Genomic DNA, 18016 nt, shown 5'->3' with positions numbered 1-18016 from the left:
CTACTTTAAGCGAATTCTTGGATCTGCAGTTCCATACAGAACGTCAGACAACAGGTTGCCCAAAAGTGTCAGTACGGATATGAATACTGTGAACCCAAGCATGAACGGATAGTCCCGCATATTGATTGATTCCAGATAAACTTGACCGACCCCGGGCCAGATGAAAATTTTCTCCAAGATGATGGCTCCACCAAACAAGGATGGAAGCTCAAAACCCATGAGAGTAATGGCAGGAAGCATGGCATTACGCAGCGCATGCTTGAAAATTACCGTACGTTCCTTCAATCCCTTTGCACGGGCTGTGCGGATGTAATCCTGACGGATAACCTCCAGCATGCTTGTACGGAAATACCGCGTCAAACTACCTGTGCTCAGCATCGTAAGTACGGTAACCGGCATGAACATATGCCATGCAATATCGATCAGTTGATCCCATGTGCTTCCGTTCATTCCTGAAGTCTTCATTCCGCCAACAGGAAACCATCCTAAATCCAAGGCAAAAATCTTGATAAGTAGGAGTCCGATAAAGAAAGATGGCAGTGACATACACAAGAAGATTAATAAAGTTACGATCTTATCAAACAATGAGTATTGAAACTTCGCTGAGAAGACGCCAGCAAAAGTAGCTATAATCCAACTCAATATTAAACTGAAAATCGCAATAAAAAAGGAATTCCATACGTAATTATTCATTACGGTTGTGACAGGTTGTTTGTGCACAAGGGAATCTCCGAGATTACCCTTTAACATATTGCCGACCCATGTAAGATAACGCTCTACAGGCGGCTTATCCAAACCATAAATTTCCCGAAGCTGAGCTGCTTTCTCAGCAGTCATCGTCGGGTTGTCCACTGCAGTGATATAATCACCAGGTACCAAAGATGATATTGCAAATATGAGAATCGAGATCCCGATCAATGTCGGGATGATCTGCAGCAGCCTCCGGATAATGTACTGCTTCATAATATTCCTCCCGGCTTATAAGTGCATATGCCCAGCTCTTGCGAGCTGAGCATATGTTTCTTGATGCTATTGTTGGATTTCTGCTTTGTAAAGATCTACAATGAAATCTTTGTAAGGTGTGATCTCAACGCCGTTCAATCTGGAGTTGATTGCCCATGCATCACGTCTTTGGTAAATCGGAAGATCCGGAACGTCTTTATTCAGGATTTGATATGCTTCTGCATAAGCCGCTTTACGCTCTTCCAGATCAAAGGCGTTCAGACCTTTTTTCATCGCTGCATCATATGCAGGATTGGAATATCCGATATCATTTTGCTGTCCATCCGTAATATACACCGTGGAGTCTGGATCTGGAGTCAAGCTCCAAGCAGCAAAGAACATTTCGAAATCGCCTTTATCCTTCTTATCCATGATGGCATTGAAGTCCAACGTTTCAGCAGTAAGTTTGATGCCAAGTTCTTGGTAGTTCTGTGTCATTACCGGAATTAAAGCTTCAATTACAGGGTTGTCGGCTGTTGCAGAGAAATGAACTTCGAACTTCTTGCCGTCTTTCTCACGGATGCCGTCAGCACCTGGAGCCCAACCTGCTTCATCAAGAAGCTGCTTCGCTTTCTCGATATCAAACTCGTGAGGCTCAATGCCTTCATCCGTGTAAGCCCATGATTGGCTAGATTGTGGAATGTTGATTACGTTAGCATATTGGCCATAGATAATTTCTACAACCTCAGCGCGGTTCAAACCATAAATTAATGCTTGACGAACTTTAGGATCTTGGAACTTAGGATCTTTATGGTTCATCGCAACATAACCATAACCATTGGTCGGGAAAATGTTAATATCCAAGAAGCCCATCTCTTTCAACGCTTCTACGTTATCTTCGCTAACGGTAACCATATCCATATCGATTTCACCGGATTGGAACATAGCCAATCTAGTTTCTTCGGTAGTTGTCTTGTAAATTACGTTCTTAATTTTTGGTGCGCCCAGGAAGTAGTTCGGGTTAGCTTCCAATACAACCTCTTGTCCAGGAGAGAAGCTTTTCAGTACATATTGACCGCTACCAATTGGTTTAGCATGCAGATCTTTCATGTACTCCAGGTTGCCTTGCTTGTAACCTTTACCATAGTAGGATTCTGGTGCGAAATATACAGTACCCAGATTATCCTTGGTCATGGCATTTGCTTCGGTAACTTCGATTTCAATGGTATGGTCATCAATGACTTTAATACCGGAAATATCAGTTGCTTTGCCTTCGTTATACTCTTTTCCGCCTTTAATGTTAACGGACAGAATGTCAGATTGGCCGTCATAGCTGGAATCGTGAAGAACTTTCATTGCGAAAGCATAGTCTTTAACAGTAACCGGAGTGCCATCAGAGTATGTTACGCCTGGCTTCAATTTGAAGGTGTACTTCAATTTGTCTTCGGACACTTCAACACTCTCGGCCAAGCGGTTATTATAAGTACCGTCGCCATTCAGAGCAAAGAAAGCATCAAACACAGCATCTACAACATAACGATCATAACTAGTTTGATAGTAAAATGGGTTAAATACCCCTTTAGGTGCTGTCATACCAACAACGAGCGTGTCTTTACGTGCCAACGCATTCGCCGGATTAGCAGATGGATCTGCTGCCTCGAAGTAACCTTGGCTTTCGTCTCCAGTTTCAGCAGGCGGTTCTGTAGTATCTTTGTCGCCTTCAGCTGGTGGTGTTTGCTCCGTTTGCTCCCCTTGACTTGGCTGTTCTGCTGTTCCTCCGCTCGCACATGCAGCCAGTACCGTGATGGCCAAAAGCATGATTGCAAGCAGAAGTGACATTCTTTTCTTCATGCGAATCCTCCTCTTAAAAAATGTTGTTGCATTATAAATTATCAGGACGAATATTGAAATCATCCTTAAATAATTTCGAACAGAATTCTTGTTCTCCAGGATGTCATGGCATGATGTGAAATAAATTGAAAGTTTTACAGAAAATATACCATTGGTCAATTAGTGCCAAAGTCTCTAGCAAAATCTTCTTGCCTATAAAATTAATGTTATGATACGTGTAAATTTAGGTAACGTCAATTACTTTTTTTCATATTTCTCAAAAATCATGTTTTTAACGTCGTTTTTGAGGTTAATAATTAAGTTTATCTCCGTTGTATATCCTTAGTTTACTGAAAATGTATGTAATATCAAGATTTATTTACAATTTATAACTAAAATCACTTGTGGTTTAATAGCATATGTGTAACATTTTATTACACGAGATCTAAAATTCCATCTACTTATTCATTCGTTGGGTTCTGTAAGTTATGTATATGTTATATTATTTTACGTATAATGACGTTGTCTTCCTTGATTACAACTAGAAACTATTTTTATGTTATATATTGTCCTTACGATATGCTTCAATACGGTATTAAATGACGTGTATTTATGCTTCTGCTTTCTCATAGTTTAGCCTCCTACAGCGTTAACGCTTAAAAAAAGCAATCCAGGACTGTGGTCCGGATTGCTTTTATGTTGAATTCCATGTCAGATAAATCAACCTTGCTCTTTCATACTTGCGAACTACAGATTCTTCACCCAAGCGAGCTTTAAATCCATCTCTTCAATGCACTGCTGGTGATCATGCGTATCGTCAGCCACTAAAGGCGTCACCGGATACATTCGCATCTGCCCGCGATACGTATGAAGCAGCGGATGCACCGCATGTTTTCCTTGGATCTCCGGATCCAGCCACTTTTCCATGTTTTCCTCTGACAGAATCGCCGGCATTCGTGTTTCGAACTCTCGAATCGCTTCATTGGCCTCTGTCATTAGAACCGTGCATGTTCTCATTTCATTTCCCCTGGCATCCCGCCATGTCTCGTATAAACCAGCCATACCGAATATTTCATGATCCCCGATTACGGTCCGTACCGCATAACTCCGTTTACCAACCGTTCGCCAGTAATATAAACCGTTACAAGGGATTACACAGCGTCTTGTGTCAATCGCTTTACGGTAAGTGGGATTTTGATCAACCGTTGTAATATCAGCATTGACTGCGTCTTTACCCCAATAGGGCACTAACCCCCATCGATACTCATCAAGCACTCGTTCTCCCTGTTCTTGTATAATGACCGGCATGGTTTGGGTAGGGCTAATGTTGTACCGGCTCTTGTAGTAATACATTACCCGATTAATGCCAAAGCGTTGATTCACTTCATCGATCCCTGCGGACAGCGAGAATCGTCTACACATATAACTACCTCCTTTTTCCTTTATCGTTTGGATAATGGAGGCGGAATATGCATAATAAGACTAACAACATGGAGCTTCCACTGCTTGTACGCTTGTATCCCTGGAGTGGACATCATAAAATTGAAAGGTTTCTGCAAGTTTTATGTAATCACAATATTAAATTTTCTGTGCCACTCTGTCGTGGCAATGTTCTTCTATCATGTTTGTATACGATAGACATCATTCTCGATTGTGTAAGTATGGGAGATCTGTTTAAATCGTTCTCTTTGTTGAGGCATCTTTGGAGGGTATATTACTTTTAAAGTAAAGATCGTCCAGTGCTCATTTGATGAGCTGATACATACCTATATATAATAGAAGGAATTTTTTCAGATTGCTTCTTTTTCCGCCTTCATAACCGGTTTTTTATTTCTTACAGGGAGTACTCCACTATGAATAGAATTGTATTGCTTACAATAGACACTGTCCGCTTGAAGCAGACATGATTTCAGGGCTTTAAAACTGGAAAGCTTTACACCAGGCTTGTATTTGTCGACGGCTATTTTTCTTCCTCAGTGTACACTGTGGGGAGACACGATTCTTCCGTGGAGACATTATGTGTCCCAATATTTGGATAATCCCGTTTAATGCCGAAATGAATATTGCTTCAAAGCCCTGAGCTTTCATACTTGTGAGGTACGCTTGGTTTTACTTATATGGCCCTCGTCTCTAACAATTCTCATCACATCTCTCATTAAGCCAACCCTGGGCTCTTTCATAATAAAAAAGCGGACCAGCCTATGATTAGGCTGGTCCGCTTTGACACAAATGATTACTCAGTTGTGTATGGAAGCAATGCGATTTGACGGGAGCGTTTGATCGCAATCGTCAGGGCACGCTGATATTTAGCGCTAGTACCTGTTACACGACGAGGCAAGATTTTTCCGCGCTCGCTGATGAATTTCTTGAGCAGGTCTGTATCTTTATAGTCAATGTGAGTAATTTTGTTCACAGTGAAGAAACATACTTTACGACGCTTGTTGCGGCCGCCGCGGCGTGCCGGTCTTTTGTCGTTGTCTCCGCCTTCTCTTTGTTTAAAAGCCATGTGTTGTCAGTCCTTTCCGTATTAAAATGGCAAATCATCATCCGAAATATCGATCGGTTTTCCTTCATCGGAAAAAGGATCCTGATTGTTGTTTCGCGAGTAGTTATTGTTCCCGCGGTTTCCGCCACTGCTATTGCTGTTGCTTCCTCCGCTAAACGATGATTCCTCACGATTTCCTCCGCCACCGCTTGTTTCACGGTTTGACTCCAAGAAGCGAACATTATCGGCAATGACTTCGGTGACGTATACACGCTTACCTTCGTTATTCTCGTAATTCCGCACTTGAATGCGCCCTTCTACAGCCGTCAGACGGCCTTTACGCAGATAGTTTGCACAAGTCTCCGCAAGCTGTCTCCAGGTCACGACCGGAATGAAATCCGCTTCGCGCTCCCCGCCTTGTCCGGTAAACGGACGATCGACAGCAAGTGTAAATTGCGTTACAGCAACACCTGAAGGAGTATATCGCAGCTCGGGATCCTTAGTCAGTCGGCCAATCAAAATGACACGGTTCAACAATCCAATCCCCTCCTTAGAACGAAATCAATTACAAAGTTTATTTACGTATTAAGCAACGTCGTTCGTGATGAGATAACGAATAACTTCGTCAGAAATCTTCATGAGACGCTCAAGCTCAGCTACAACTTCAGGTGTTGCGTTGAAGTTTACCAGAACGTAGACGCCATCACGGAATTTCTTGATCTCATACGCAAGACGGCGTTTACCCATTACGTCATGCTTTGTAATTTCTCCGCCGTTGGAGATGATGCCTTGGAATTTATCGACTGCAGCTTGAACAGCTTCTTGTTCAATGTCAGGACGAATAATGTACATCACTTCATATTTGCGCATATGTTTCACCTCCTTATGGACTTCGGCCCTCAATCTCTGTTGAGAGCAAGGAGCGAGTCTAACTCGCACCATAATACTATATCAGAACGGGTGATCGGATGCAAGTTTCTTTTCGGTGCTGAATCTGTGCTCTTCCCTTTATTCCCGCGCCTTTCTCACTTTCCCTGCAATGATTTAGGGTCCAATGGCGCATGATAATACATGCAGTCCATCCATCATAATGAGGAGGAATTCCACAATGGGAGAACAGTCCGAATTTCGTGCGGGTGACAAAGCCCCAAACAACGGTATTTATATGGAAGTGGGCGTCAGAGACCACATCATGGGGATCGAAAACCCGCGTCAAATTAAAATGAGCAAAGGCGATACCTTTCCCGAAACCCAAAATGATGATCGTGTATGGTTAAACAAGCGCCGAGTGCAGCCTAAGTAATCAAAATCGCCTGAATGGATCAACTGCCTAAAAGAGCTTTGCACATGTGCCTACGGCATCTTGTGCGGTGGGAGTTGTCAGTACATTGCTTGAAAACTGTCAGCTAATCCATGAAAACTAAACGTTCGAAGTTGGGATTTTCATCCAGTGAAATTCGCATGTATACAAACCGACCTTTATGCGCACATTATAATCAGGCGGTGCATGAGAGAGGTGTGGTTCCGTTGAACGTTGCAGCAGAACGACGCATGAGGTTTCTGATCGTCACACGGATTGCAAGCTGAGGAAATGAGCCGAATGCTTGACCGTTTGGACAAGTGAAGCTGTTGACAAGGTTCGCAGAAGTGCTGATAGAATGATTCCAATTCACAAGCACCGCCTACCCAGAAAGAAGGGCCCAATCGGGCCCTTCTTTTTTCGTTCAAAGCTCGGGGCTTAGCTCAAGCTGGTTAGCAACGAAAAACACCCCCGCAGAGATCGTCTGCATGAGGGTGTTTTATTCAAGGGAGCTTTACGGCTTAAACCCTAACTTATGTATCAAGCATTCGTTTATATCCATAACAGCGGAACTTTAAACGATTGGTGGCGGAAAGGGTGGGATTCGAACCCACGCACGCCTTGCGACGCCTAGCTGATTTCGAGTCACATTTTCGTTATCGTTTCCGGTATAACTGGCGTTGTATCAACGTTCAGCTTACGGCCACATAACGGATTGATTCGGTCTCATCTACGCTTATCAGATTAGTTTCTACTATTATATAGTGTATTCTTTCCGGAGACAAGCGCGGATATCCCGAGTTTAAAAACTTGGCGGAAATTTTTAGCGAATCGGACTCCGTAATTTTTACCATTTATTGGCTCCCTGAGTTATTTTCAATTTGCGGATTCTTCGGGCGCCTGATTTCGGGTTCGTTCGCTGCCTACCGCCCCCCCCTTCGCGGGATCGATCGTTATGCATCCGTTATTCATCGCGATACCTAGCTGATTGATAATCATAACGGTGTCATCTAACGCTGCAATCCGCACGGTTACGCCATTAGTCCGATTGTGTCCAATTATGCATCGTATTCAAGCCGTTTATACACCGATTTAGCGCATAAATATGCGGTTTGACCCCCTGAAATTTTCGAGGGCACGTCCGTCCCAGGCATGCGGCGGATAAAATTCGCTAATAGTCGTGCGCAGTCGGCTACGGAAAATTTCCGAAAAGTGTAGTTTTGTAACAGGTTAATCGCGATAAAATTACCGCCGAATCATCGACTATACCTTGTAATACAGCCGTTTTTAGCCCTTTCGCAAACATTTCGGATAATCCGACTAAATTGTCCGTTTTGTTACAACCATCCGGAAACCACAAAGAACCGTTCCACTTGCGCAGGCGTATCGAGATCCCAACGCATCTTTCTGCGAGGATATCTAGCGCGGACCTTTCGCATTATGGCCTTGCGCAACTCCTTGTCGAAGTCCTCACGTTGGCGCCAACGGTATAACGTCATGCGGCTAATCCCGAGAATATGCGCTATGTCTTCGTGATTGCGCGATGGTACATCCGATAATAACTCGATCGCGGCATAATGACGCTCATTCAACGGCAGCCTACGTGAACGGCGTTTCTTCTTCTTCGCCATACTAGCGTACCTCCTTCGTAAATAAAAAAGGCGGAACCACTAGCGCAGTGTTAACGCCAATGATTCCGCATGTAATTAAATCCGGTCTAAAACGAGATAGCCTTGATTTTCCGCATACATCGCTACAGCAACGCGGTCGCCTGACTTAATCGGAGACATAACGGCCATCTCTACGATTTCACCGCCATTAATCGTAACCTCGCGCTTATAGTCGCGTAGGTGCTCGCAAACAACAACGTCATCCGCGTCCAACTCTACCGGCATGTTATCGATCTTAATCCGGATGTCCGGCAATGGCGCCAGAACGGTCGCAAATTCGATATCGACATCTCGGTTATGGCCGATCGTTTTAATGACGTGTTTTAACTGACTAAACCCTCCGCCCTCTATCAGCTCTATCGTCACAATATTGGTCCTCCTTACATCGCCATCTCATATGCAATACGTTTCGCAATCCGTTCGATATCGGCTTCTTCGCGCACATTAAACGTATTGCCGGTTATAACGACGTTGCCTGAACCGCCGCCTGCGCCATAGTTAGCGCCGCTTTCTCCACGCCAGCGTTCCGCTTCTGAGCGTGTAAGAACGGCTTCGCCCGAATGCAACCGCGCCTGGTAATTGTTATACGGAACATTGCGCAGGCCACCGTTATGAGGTTTCGAATCGTCTTCACCGAATATGAAATCCGAGACAGAATCGAGCCACCCACCTTCGGAGGTCCATCCCCCAACGGCACCGCCGAGTTTATCTATGCCTTTTTCAACTACGGCGTTCGACGCGCCTACGGTACCGCCCACAACTAATCCCGGAACGCCTGCAACCATACCACCTGCGCCGCCGTAGAAGATTGCACTCGCAGCAGGGTCATTTTTGATTGCGGCCATCAAATTGGAAACTAAGGAGGAGCCGATCTTTGTTCCTATAGTTGATGCCGCATCGATTAATGATTCAGACGCCTCTAAGGCCCCAGCAATAGTATCTACAGCTTTTGCGGATAGCTTTTCAAGCTTGGCTTTACCAGATGACTCGTACCATGCGTTAAAGTCCTCCGCAAGAGAGTCAAATATCCACTTAATTTTACTCTGGAGGTCCGGCAAATTCTGAAACTCAGGATTGTTTATGAAATTTTCGCTTAAATATTTCTTCGCCTTCGCAACCATACCTTCTATGCCTTTAACGAGCTGTGGCCCGTACGCCTCAATAAAATCCGCCGCACCATTCGCTAGATCCTTAACGAGCGGCAATAACGGCATCATACCCGCAATCTGCAACGTTTCGAGCGCGCCTTTAAACTGCTCAACCGCACCGGCCGCGTTATCCATCTTCTTACGCGCGACATCGAGCGCCGTAACCTTCGACATCTCTTCCCGGAACTCGTCTACGCCTTCTGCGCCCTCTTTATAGAGAATCGTAGCCGCACGTACAGCATCCGTTCCGAACATGAGTTTAAGCGCGTGCTGCCGCTCTTGGTTCGTCAACTTCGATAACGATTTGCGCAATGTTCCCGCGATATCGTTCAGCGATTTAATGTTACCGGCCGCATCGAAGAATTGGTTCGAGCCGTCTTCCGTCATGAGTCCTAACTCACGGAACAATCCGATTTGCTCGTCCGTTACCGGCTGTAGCGTTTGTAGCATCGTTTTCAATGACGTACCTGCGTCCGATCCCTTAAGTCCGCGGTTAGCGAATAGACCGAGCGCAACGTTGACGTCTTCGAAGTTCATGCCGAGTCCTGCCGCAACCGCCGATGACATTGAAAGTGAGTAGCGCAATTCCTCGACGCTTGTTGCGGATGCGTTCGCCGTACCTGCGAGAATATTCGCCGCTTGTGCCGCCGACATTCCGTCTTCCTGGAACGCGTTAAGCGCGGTCGACATGATTTCCGCAGCCGATGCGAGATCCAATCCGCCAGCAGTCGCGAGGTTAAGTGCCGCCTCAAGTGCGCCCGCTTGTACGGTTGCCGGCTGTATGCCCGCCTTGAGCAACTCTTCGATGCCTTGCGCAGCTTCCAGCGCGTTGTATTTCGTGTTTGCGCCCATTCTAAGAGCCAGCGCATTCATCTGCGCCATTTCTTTTTCGGTAGCACCCGTTAACGCCTCGATCGAGGACATTTGCGCCTCGAAATCCATCGCCTTACTGAGCGACTTTCCTCCGACGTATGCAGCCGTGCCAAGCGCTGCGATTCCGCCGAATAGCGCGCCTTTACCGATACTTGCGCCCATGCTGCGAAATACGTTCTTAACTTTCGAGTTGAGTCCGTCCATCGCCTTACCTGCGTTCTTAGTTGCGCGCTCGACTCCGGAAAGTTCGCGCTTAACGTCCGCCGATGCTGAACTTGCGGATTGCTGTGCCCTGGCGAGCATCTTGTTTGTGTCCGTAAACTCCGAGCTTGCTTTCTTGGCGCGGTCTATTCGTTTTTCAATGTCCCTTAGGGTTTTACTAGCGCCGTCATCACGGATGGAAATGCGGCCCATTAAATCGAAGGCCATGTTACACCACCCTCTCGCTAATCCTGGCGTGAACCTTCAAACCGTGATCCACAATCCTCCCGAACTCTGCCATTTTGCGCCTGAACTTCCGCGAATCTTTCGGCAGCTCGTCCAACTCCGTAATTACATCGCTAAACTTGCGCATGTACTGGCCGAAGTCGCGGAAATCGCGGTCCTTAGACTTGCGCAGTATGTTTGCGGTGCGAACCCATTGTTTATATTCCGCCGGGAAATCCGCCTTAAAACGGTATTCACCAGGGCGCCGCCATTCACTTATCCGTGCGACTAGGCTCGCAGTAGGCTCCAGCGCTGAGAGCGCCTTAATCTCTGATTCGTACATTTAAATTCCTCCTTAAAATGAAAAAGAGACCCCGAAGGGCCTCGCTTACATTACATCCGCATAGAAAATCAGTGACGGCGTGTCAATCGCAGGAAATCCGGCCGCAACCGCACGCATAACGGACTGAATCGGCTCAATCTTGTCATACGCGTCGAGTACGATTCCTGGCTTATAGTCGTTTTCGACCGTTGGGCCGAATAAGAAGTTTCCGATGCCTTCGCCCAGCATGACAACGCGATTAATCGGCATAAACTCGATCGTTTCCTCTTCACCACTATAGATGTCCTTAACGGTCACGCTGCGGTTAGTTACGACGCGAATTGGCGGAATCCCGTAGGCGCCGAGGACTTTCGTAAGCTCTTCCGCGTTCACACGGCCTGCGCCGTTAACAGGTCGGCCAACTTCGGAAACAATGACCGCATTTTTCAATAACAACCGTTGAATGTCTCGCGACAACCAAATTTCTGCCGGCGATTGACCGCCATTAGCGTCTTGAAACTTCTTAATCCAATCGAGAAGGTCGCCAATGACATCGTGATCAGGAATAGTCCAATCGCTTGTAACCTTGTTTGCGGCCGGTACTCCGAAATCAATGTCTATTTTTACGGCGTTTTTGTTATAAGTGAACGTTCCCTTAGTCAATGCCTCGAGCTTCATCACATCTACGCGGAGCAAAATCGCATCAATGAGGTCAACACCTTTAGTAATGAGCTTATCGATAGCAGCCCTCTTTGAGTCGTTGCTGCGTGCGGAGGCGATTGCTAGCAGTTCCTCTTCTGTCGCAATATACTTCAAACCGAGTTTAGCAACTTCCCCGGCTACTTGCGCTACAGCATCACGGTCAACAACCGGTGGCTCCGCACCATAGCCGATCATGGCAGCGATATGAGTCGACTTCTTAACGATGTCGTAAGCGAACGTGCTGCTATCGATGTTGTCGTTCGGTAGGAACCTATCTGCGATCTTCGGTGCCTTTGCGCGATCCTTTAGTACCGCATTTACTAGACCTCTTAAAGCTGGTTTCTGCATTTCTTGATACTGTGAAATTTGAGCCATTAATTAAACACTCCTTGGTTTATATTTTTAAAATAAAAAAGACAGCCGATGGCCGCCCTTTAGCGATATCTTTTAACTTTTGGTTTTTCTGTGAACTCAGACGGATCTAGCGCACCTACGCCGGAAGCACTGGCGCCATTGTTTCGTGTTTTATCTTTGACACGCTCGAACATTTCTGTTCCAATCTCGTCGAAGTCAATTCGGCGTGGTCGCATACGCGGTCCGTTGTAACCGTATGTGTTCGGAATTGTCTTCTCTTTTTTCATCGCCACGCGCACAAGTACCGGCAACTCATCGCCTAGCGTCCGTATTGATTCGAGGATCTCTTGTTCGCTGGTCCCTTTGACGTACTCCAACGCCAGGTCGACGTCACGTCCTTCGTAACCGGCCTGCCGTAGTAGATCGCGTTTGACCAGCGCCGACAATTCGTCTATGCGTGCGGTTAGCGCCGCAATATCTGCCTGCGAATATTCCATACTCTATCCCTCCATCGCGGCCATAGCCCGTTTTAGCTCCTGCTCGGCCTGGTATTTTACCTTATCCTCGGCAGTCAGATACGACCGTTTAAATGTACGGTGCGAACTCTGCATGAAGTCGAATGCGGTGAATGGGTTACGCGCGCCATACGCCTTCAATTGATCGTATTTTATCTGCGTTGACTTGTCGTATAGTTTGGCCGCGAGCCTATCGAATGCCTTGGCGTCTTTGCCGGCCTCCGTCTTAATTTCTGGTAATCGCTGCAGCACCGCGGATTTATATTCCGGTGACAATGACGGCAGCGCGGTTTCGATGAGCGATACAACCGTCTCAGCGCTGTGGCCGGCGCGCATATGCGATAGAATGCCCTCAACGTATTGCGTAGCCTCTTCGGACGGCTTCGGCATTTTAAACATATCGGTGGCCGCGATCATAGACTCCGCTTTTACCTCAACTTCGTAGTCCTTGCGCAGTTTATCAATGCGGGCCGTCAGGTTGTCGCGCGCCTCTACGATCCGGAATTTCTTCTCCAAGTCGCCGAGCGTGCCGCTAGCTTCGATCTTATCAACCAGGTCGTCATACTGAACGGTTAACCTCTCAACGGATTGTGCAAATCCATCTAGCTTCGGAAAACTTGTCGGTACGGCGGCGCCTGCTTCGATTAACCTCGTCGCTTCCTGCTCGGATACATCGTAAATGCTTTCGGCAGCCATATGGTGGCCTTCGCTATTATCAATTTCGCGTAGCATATAAACACTTTTTGTAGTCATTAGCGTTTTCTCCCTTCGATTAGAACTATTTTTTCGGCTTGCTTGCGACCCTTTGTGTCCTCGCCGATAATGAACGAGATACGTTCATTTCGTGAAAGCCATATGAGTCCCGGCTCGACCGTTTCTTTGATATGGAAGAACAATTTCTCATCGGTGCCATCAACTTCGACAAACCCATACCCTTTAGGATCATTGAATTTGAGTACAGTGCCGGTCAATCGCTTTTCCGCTAACTGCGATGCCGCTTCCGTTATTCCACTTGTGATAGCCTTACCGATGCTCTTGCCTAAATCATGTGCCTCCTTCACTAATTTGCGTTTAGGCTTCGGCGGTGCGACCGGTGATTTATAGCCCGTAGGTTCAATCATCGCGTACACCTCCGCCATTGCTTCCGTGCTTAGACCGTTCCATACTCTAGTCATTTCGCTTATTCCCCCGTTTAAATTTAGTAGGCGCCAGCAGCAGCGCTCTGAATATCATGGATTTCGTACTTATCGAATCACCGAACAAAATTGCGAAACTTTCTCCGCGCTCATTGCGCAATATCACTCGCGTTTGATAGTTTCCGACAGGTTCGACTCGATCTACGACAATCCCATTAATCATTTCGTCTCTTCCCCTTTTCGTTTAACACGACCAATCGTAGATACCGACAATCTTCCGCGGGCAGTCGGTAACATTTACAAATCGGATTCGACTGCGACTGCAGCTCGTCCATAAGTACACAAGTCCGGTCCGGCTGGTAAAATTCGCACCACGTTTTTGCAGCGCTTTTATAATCGGTCATGTTCGCCCTCACTTTCTAATCATCTGAATAGGTTTCGGCTATCGTCGGGATTTGTCGGCAGCACTGCTCGTTCAAATTCCAGGCACCGCATATCACCGGACTCAATCAACGGTAGCGCCTGCGAGTCTTCGCGAAACCATTGGCAGCGTGTCTGGCCGTTGGGTTCGAATCGGCATCCGTCGGTACCGGTGAAGGCTGCGCAATGATTGCGGGCGAGTGTTTGGATTCTTTTTAAAATTTGGTCCCCCAAGTCTTGACCCCCGTTTGATTTCGTTGTAAAATTAAATTGGGATATTTTAAACTTTTTACCGATGAGTGCAAAAATAAAAGACGCCGTATCAAAGCGCCAGTTTATCTGAATCTTTCGCTCGCTCTATCGCCTGGATGATATCCGGACCGGTTCCGAATGTCTGAGCGATCCGTACACGAAGGTTACTCGTCACGCCGCGCCGACCGTTCTCAACATCAGATATTAGCGACTGACTGATGCGCAACTTATCGGCAAACTCCGCTTGTGTCATACCGAGCATAATCCGGATTCCTCGCACCGCTATGCCGTTCATAATAGCAAACCCCCTTTTAAATTTGATTTAACGCAATTAGGTCAAAATAAACATTCGGGAACGTGTGTTCCCTTCCCACCTTACGCCGAAATGTTGACAGCCTCAAGTATTTGACGACTCTCTACGAACCTCTCAGTTAGCGGTTGATCCGCGAGGTTATATGATACGACCGGCCCCCACCAGATAGGGCAATCCCTTCCTTTCCAATTATTGCGATCGCTGTGCCATCCGTACGTACCGTCGAGATATTTATTTCCTTCTGTTCCGCGTTTATCTATGAGCTGTACCACGTGGCGAGTCCCGTGCTTGTCCTTCCGTTTCTTTGCGGCCTCCATCTGGCTTACCTTATCCGAGTTACCGTGCGCGCTCTCCGATCTTTCCTGCAGGCTCTCCATCTCCTTCGGGCTATAGAACGGGTATTCCAGTTTCATCCGACGTCGTTCGCCCTCTAGATCCGTTGTTCCATATCGTTTAACGCGCTGCCACATCTTTTGATAGACGGATCGGCATTCATCGGAACAATCTACCTTAGTCTTGCCACGGCTTTTATCTTTGAACGCATATCGGCACGTCCGGCAAACCTTAATCCGGTCGCCGTCCGCCAATGCTTCTGCATCTGCCTCGCAATAGATACGGATACCACGCTCATTCATAAACGTAATGGCGCCTTCACCTGGCGGGATATGGACGTCCTCGTCACGCGGCATGTCGTAGGGATCGCGCAATATCGTTAGGCCGAGTAGGTGGTCATCCGCAAGAATATAATCGGCCAGGCGCTCGAGACGTGAACACTCCGTTAATGTCGGGAACTTGCCGTCGCCTCCGATGTGAGTACCGTTGTAATACGCCCGGGCGGCATCCTTCTGCTTATCCGCGACCTGGATCCGTAATGATATCGGGATTCTAACGTGTCGTTTATAGTCGGCTGTCTTTCCATTCGGGTACATTTCACACGTTTTTCTCAACTGAACCCCTCCTGTTATATTTCATACTTGCTCCATGCGATTAATAACGAACGCATACGGCTGGATGGTAGATACAAGTTGACTGGCTCACCTTTCCGGATACGCGACCGCCATATCCATTGAAGCAAGTCGGACACCGCGAGTAGGTCTTGATTAATCGGTATCCCCCTATCCTGAAAGAACACACTCTCGTACGGATGCATGTACCGGTTAAACACATATGCAAGCGCCCATCGATCCGCATACTCATTCGTTGCTCTCGCGTTACAATGAAGGAACGACTTCGTATACCCCTTTCCGCTTAGCCGCGACCGATAATCCTTTTTAGTCGTCCATAAAATCTCGTGACTTGCGGCACCGCATATATTACGAAAAAAGTTGTTGAGATTCCGTTTGACTTGCGCGAAAACATCTGCACTGTAAAAGCTGAATCGACTGCTACTAAACGCATTATGCATATCGCCAACTGAGTTCATCGGCCCCCTGTGTATATCGATCAAGCGGATAACGTCTTCTCGTCTTTCGTTTTTGCGGCAATAATCCGCCAACGCATAACGACCGCCCTCCGCATTTCTAACGGACTTGTACTCGTAACTAATACCGTGCAGATCGTAATAGTACCGCTGGAGTTGTCCGTCAAATAGATACGTCATGACGATGACGCGATCGAAGGCGTTAAAAATCGCGGGCGGGAACGTCCATATAAAGAAGTTGTCCCGATGACAAAAGAGATTGCCGGCCTTGGCGAGATACTTAATATCGTTGAAGCGCGTCTCGGTGATCCCTTCGTCGGCCCATATGACGCGGTTGTCCTCGACTTTTATTCGTTCAGATTTCAGAAGCGTCTGAATGTCAGCGCGGCTAATGTTCACCGCCTCGATCACGTCCATGACTTCGTCAAGTATAAGCGTGTAACCAGCCCCGGTAAGTAGTTCGGTCATCTCCTCGTCCGCCGTCTGAAATAGCGAGTGAGTAGCCGCAATATCGTCACCCGACGCAATGCAAGCCTTGAGACTATGCATCTTCTTCCGCGCATGATTCCGGTTGTTCGGTTCGATAAATCGTCGCGAGGTGACCGCCCCTTTAATCCGCGATATCTCGTCCAGGTACGGTGTAATATAGATGAAACGTTCCTGCGCCGGCGCTTCATTGATATGCTGGATCGCCCACGATGTTTTTCCGCTTCCCATTATCGAGTCAATTACCGTTACTTGTGTCATATGACCGCCTCCTTAAATTTGGTGCTACTACTCCAAGCGACTTCTTTTCGTGTGACTTCGTTAAAGACTAGCGCGCCTTCTATAATACTGCCTACATGAGATACGTCTTGGGATCGCTCCATGGCTTACCCGCAGTGATTCGTATATCCGATAACACATTTGTTCGCGATAGAATTTGATATGACCCGTGGACGCTTTAGCGGACTCGGAACGACGGGCGATCTTTCCCGGAGTTAAGGGCTTTCGTCACTTCGTTCCTCACCTTCCGCGATAAAGGGCAATCGCGTCGGAAACGGTTATCACAAAAAAGTGCTAAACGTGTCTGAAAAGCCGCGTCATTGCTGGGTTTTCTCGCGCTATCCTATAAGGAACGTAGTAAAAAGTGATAACGGAATGGAGTAGCAACACGCGCACCTTATGATGTTAAAACCTTTTCCTTTTCTAGCTGGATTGCTTCTTCAATTTTAGACATCACTCCGTATGCCTTTATGACACTGCGCGGGATTTTCTTATCGATTAACCTTGCCGCCTTTCGGTGATTAGCCTCCGTAACTTGGTCGTAGAGTCTTAGAACAGGCTCAACCCTCGTTTGAATAAGTCTCCCTAGCCCACATAGTAAACCCTCTGTAAGAAGATCGGCACAAGCCCGAATCCTACACATTTCGTCGTAAATCCCCATCTGACTTAGCGCGATTTCTGTTGTGTCTTTACTCTCATCCACGTTGTACGCATGTCCTGCTACTCTTAACAAAGATGTTTTAATAAGAACAAGTATCTGATAGGAAAGGGCCGCCACTGTTACTGCTCCCTCCCGCATCCGACTTCGCACAAGATTCGCGAAATTATTTCCGCCTACATACACCTAGACAATCTAAATTGCGATTCCGTACGTCCTGGCGATAAATTTTCCGTGCCTTCACTCGTTGCTAAATTTTCGCGTTATACCGTAATATAGAATGCTACGGAATCGTTTCGCACACCTTGGCGAAAATTAATGCGCTCACTCTATCACCGCGATCGGCAGGACCGTACACCACATCGTTAAATTTTTCCCCGTTCACATACCTACATTTTCCGGAAAACAACTTAAAACTTTTTGAAACCAAACATATGTTCGACCGTACTACATAACAAAAGCGGACGAAGGTTGCCGCCTCCATC

The 18016-nt window shown here is 46.9% G+C and carries 18 protein-coding genes; 1 reads left to right on the top strand and 17 read right to left on the bottom strand.

What is annotated here, in order from left to right; translation table 11 throughout:
- From AK95_RS07420 to rpsF, 6 genes are all read right to left on the bottom strand, one after another.
- Window positions 1–963 (bottom strand): ABC transporter permease, encoded by a 963-nt coding sequence (locus tag AK95_RS07420; RefSeq protein WP_071219340.1) that lies wholly within the window; start codon window positions 961–963, stop codon window positions 1–3.
- A gap of 66 nt (window positions 964–1029) precedes the next feature.
- On the bottom strand, window positions 1030–2793 hold the full coding sequence (locus tag AK95_RS07415; protein WP_071219339.1) for an ABC transporter substrate-binding protein: 1764 nt from the start codon (window positions 2791–2793) through the stop codon (window positions 1030–1032).
- 726 nt (window positions 2794–3519) lie between these two features.
- Entirely contained in the window at window positions 3520–4194 is a 675-nt protein-coding gene (locus AK95_RS07410; protein ID WP_071219338.1) for an SOS response-associated peptidase, read from the bottom strand.
- Window positions 4195–5005: 811 nt separating this feature from the next.
- A complete protein-coding gene (gene rpsR, locus AK95_RS07405) occupies window positions 5006–5278 on the bottom strand; it encodes a 30S ribosomal protein S18 (protein ID WP_006207333.1) in 273 nt (90 codons plus the stop codon).
- Between the two features lie 21 nt (window positions 5279–5299).
- Window positions 5300–5794 (bottom strand): single-stranded DNA-binding protein, encoded by a 495-nt coding sequence (ssb, locus tag AK95_RS07400; RefSeq protein WP_071219337.1) that lies wholly within the window; start codon window positions 5792–5794, stop codon window positions 5300–5302.
- Between the two features lie 48 nt (window positions 5795–5842).
- Window positions 5843–6127: a 30S ribosomal protein S6 gene (rpsF, locus tag AK95_RS07395; RefSeq protein ID WP_009591503.1), complete on the bottom strand. Its 285-nt coding sequence runs from the start codon at window positions 6125–6127 to the stop codon at window positions 5843–5845.
- A 238-nt stretch (window positions 6128–6365) separates the two neighbouring features.
- On the opposite strand from rpsF, the gene AK95_RS07390 reads away from it, so the two are divergent.
- On the top strand, window positions 6366–6560 hold the full coding sequence (locus AK95_RS07390; protein ID WP_071219336.1) for a YjzC family protein: 195 nt from the start codon (window positions 6366–6368) through the stop codon (window positions 6558–6560).
- Between the two features lie 1334 nt (window positions 6561–7894).
- Here the strand turns inward: AK95_RS07390 and AK95_RS07385 are convergent.
- The 11 genes from AK95_RS07385 to AK95_RS07330 form a co-directional block, all read right to left on the bottom strand.
- A complete protein-coding gene (locus tag AK95_RS07385) occupies window positions 7895–8188 on the bottom strand; it encodes a phBC6A51 family helix-turn-helix protein (protein WP_071219335.1) in 294 nt (97 codons plus the stop codon).
- A 75-nt stretch (window positions 8189–8263) separates the two neighbouring features.
- Entirely contained in the window at window positions 8264–8593 is a 330-nt protein-coding gene (locus AK95_RS07380; protein ID WP_235613044.1) for a DUF2577 family protein, read from the bottom strand.
- A 14-nt stretch (window positions 8594–8607) separates the two neighbouring features.
- On the bottom strand, window positions 8608–10677 hold the full coding sequence (locus AK95_RS07375; protein ID WP_071219334.1) for a phage tail tape measure protein: 2070 nt from the start codon (window positions 10675–10677) through the stop codon (window positions 8608–8610).
- A gap of 1 nt (window position 10678) precedes the next feature.
- On the bottom strand, window positions 10679–11017 hold the full coding sequence (locus AK95_RS07370; RefSeq protein WP_071219333.1) for a hypothetical protein: 339 nt from the start codon (window positions 11015–11017) through the stop codon (window positions 10679–10681).
- A gap of 45 nt (window positions 11018–11062) precedes the next feature.
- Window positions 11063–12073: a major capsid protein gene (locus AK95_RS07365; RefSeq protein WP_071219332.1), complete on the bottom strand. Its 1011-nt coding sequence runs from the start codon at window positions 12071–12073 to the stop codon at window positions 11063–11065.
- A gap of 59 nt (window positions 12074–12132) precedes the next feature.
- On the bottom strand, window positions 12133–12549 hold the full coding sequence (locus AK95_RS07360; RefSeq protein WP_071219331.1) for a hypothetical protein: 417 nt from the start codon (window positions 12547–12549) through the stop codon (window positions 12133–12135).
- Between the two features lie 3 nt (window positions 12550–12552).
- Entirely contained in the window at window positions 12553–13320 is a 768-nt protein-coding gene (locus tag AK95_RS07355; RefSeq protein ID WP_071219330.1) for a hypothetical protein, read from the bottom strand.
- Window positions 13320–13742: a cold-shock protein gene (locus AK95_RS33810; RefSeq protein ID WP_083397553.1), complete on the bottom strand. Its 423-nt coding sequence runs from the start codon at window positions 13740–13742 to the stop codon at window positions 13320–13322. Before AK95_RS33810 ends, AK95_RS07355 begins: the two co-directional genes overlap by 1 nt.
- 703 nt (window positions 13743–14445) lie before the next feature.
- Window positions 14446–14670, bottom strand: a complete 225-nt coding sequence (locus tag AK95_RS07340; protein ID WP_071219328.1) for a helix-turn-helix domain-containing protein — start codon at window positions 14668–14670, stop codon at window positions 14446–14448.
- 80 nt (window positions 14671–14750) lie between these two features.
- Window positions 14751–15635, bottom strand: coding sequence for a hypothetical protein (locus AK95_RS07335; RefSeq protein ID WP_071219327.1), 885 nt, complete (start codon window positions 15633–15635; stop codon window positions 14751–14753).
- A gap of 14 nt (window positions 15636–15649) precedes the next feature.
- Window positions 15650–16855 carry a hypothetical protein gene (locus AK95_RS07330; RefSeq protein WP_071219326.1) on the bottom strand — a complete coding sequence of 402 codons (1206 nt, stop codon included), beginning with the start codon at window positions 16853–16855 and terminating at the stop codon, window positions 15650–15652.
- Window positions 16856–18016: the final 1161 nt, after the last annotated feature.

Origin of the sequence: Paenibacillus sp. LC231, assembly GCF_001860525.1 — a bacterium.
Taxonomy (GTDB): domain Bacteria; phylum Bacillota; class Bacilli; order Paenibacillales; family Paenibacillaceae; genus Paenibacillus_AQ.
This window is presented reverse-complemented; position numbering and strand designations above follow the sequence as displayed.

What these genes read in the sequence shown, in the direction of transcription:
- AK95_RS07420 (WP_071219340.1), bottom strand. Translation starts at nt 963, where the DNA reads ATGAAGCAGTACATTATCCGGAGGCTGCTGCAGATCATCCCGACATTG.
- AK95_RS07415 (WP_071219339.1), bottom strand. Translation starts at nt 2,793, where the DNA reads ATGAAGAAAAGAATGTCACTTCTGCTTGCAATCATGCTTTTGGCCATC.
- AK95_RS07410 (WP_071219338.1), bottom strand. Translation starts at nt 4,194, where the DNA reads ATGTGTAGACGATTCTCGCTGTCCGCAGGGATCGATGAAGTGAATCAA.
- rpsR (WP_006207333.1), bottom strand. Translation starts at nt 5,278, where the DNA reads ATGGCTTTTAAACAAAGAGAAGGCGGAGACAACGACAAAAGACCGGCA.
- rpsF (WP_009591503.1), bottom strand. Translation starts at nt 6,127, where the DNA reads ATGCGCAAATATGAAGTGATGTACATTATTCGTCCTGACATTGAACAA.
- AK95_RS07390 (WP_071219336.1), top strand. Translation starts at nt 6,366, where the DNA reads ATGGGAGAACAGTCCGAATTTCGTGCGGGTGACAAAGCCCCAAACAAC.
- AK95_RS07385 (WP_071219335.1), bottom strand. Translation starts at nt 8,188, where the DNA reads ATGGCGAAGAAGAAGAAACGCCGTTCACGTAGGCTGCCGTTGAATGAG.
- AK95_RS07375 (WP_071219334.1), bottom strand. Translation starts at nt 10,677, where the DNA reads ATGGCCTTCGATTTAATGGGCCGCATTTCCATCCGTGATGACGGCGCT.
- AK95_RS07370 (WP_071219333.1), bottom strand. Translation starts at nt 11,017, where the DNA reads ATGTACGAATCAGAGATTAAGGCGCTCTCAGCGCTGGAGCCTACTGCG.
- AK95_RS07365 (WP_071219332.1), bottom strand. Translation starts at nt 12,073, where the DNA reads ATGGCTCAAATTTCACAGTATCAAGAAATGCAGAAACCAGCTTTAAGA.
- AK95_RS07360 (WP_071219331.1), bottom strand. Translation starts at nt 12,549, where the DNA reads ATGGAATATTCGCAGGCAGATATTGCGGCGCTAACCGCACGCATAGAC.
- AK95_RS07355 (WP_071219330.1), bottom strand. Translation starts at nt 13,320, where the DNA reads ATGACTACAAAAAGTGTTTATATGCTACGCGAAATTGATAATAGCGAA.
- AK95_RS33810 (WP_083397553.1), bottom strand. Translation starts at nt 13,742, where the DNA reads ATGACTAGAGTATGGAACGGTCTAAGCACGGAAGCAATGGCGGAGGTG.
- AK95_RS07340 (WP_071219328.1), bottom strand. Translation starts at nt 14,670, where the DNA reads ATGAACGGCATAGCGGTGCGAGGAATCCGGATTATGCTCGGTATGACA.
- AK95_RS07330 (WP_071219326.1), bottom strand. Translation starts at nt 16,855, where the DNA reads ATGACACAAGTAACGGTAATTGACTCGATAATGGGAAGCGGAAAAACA.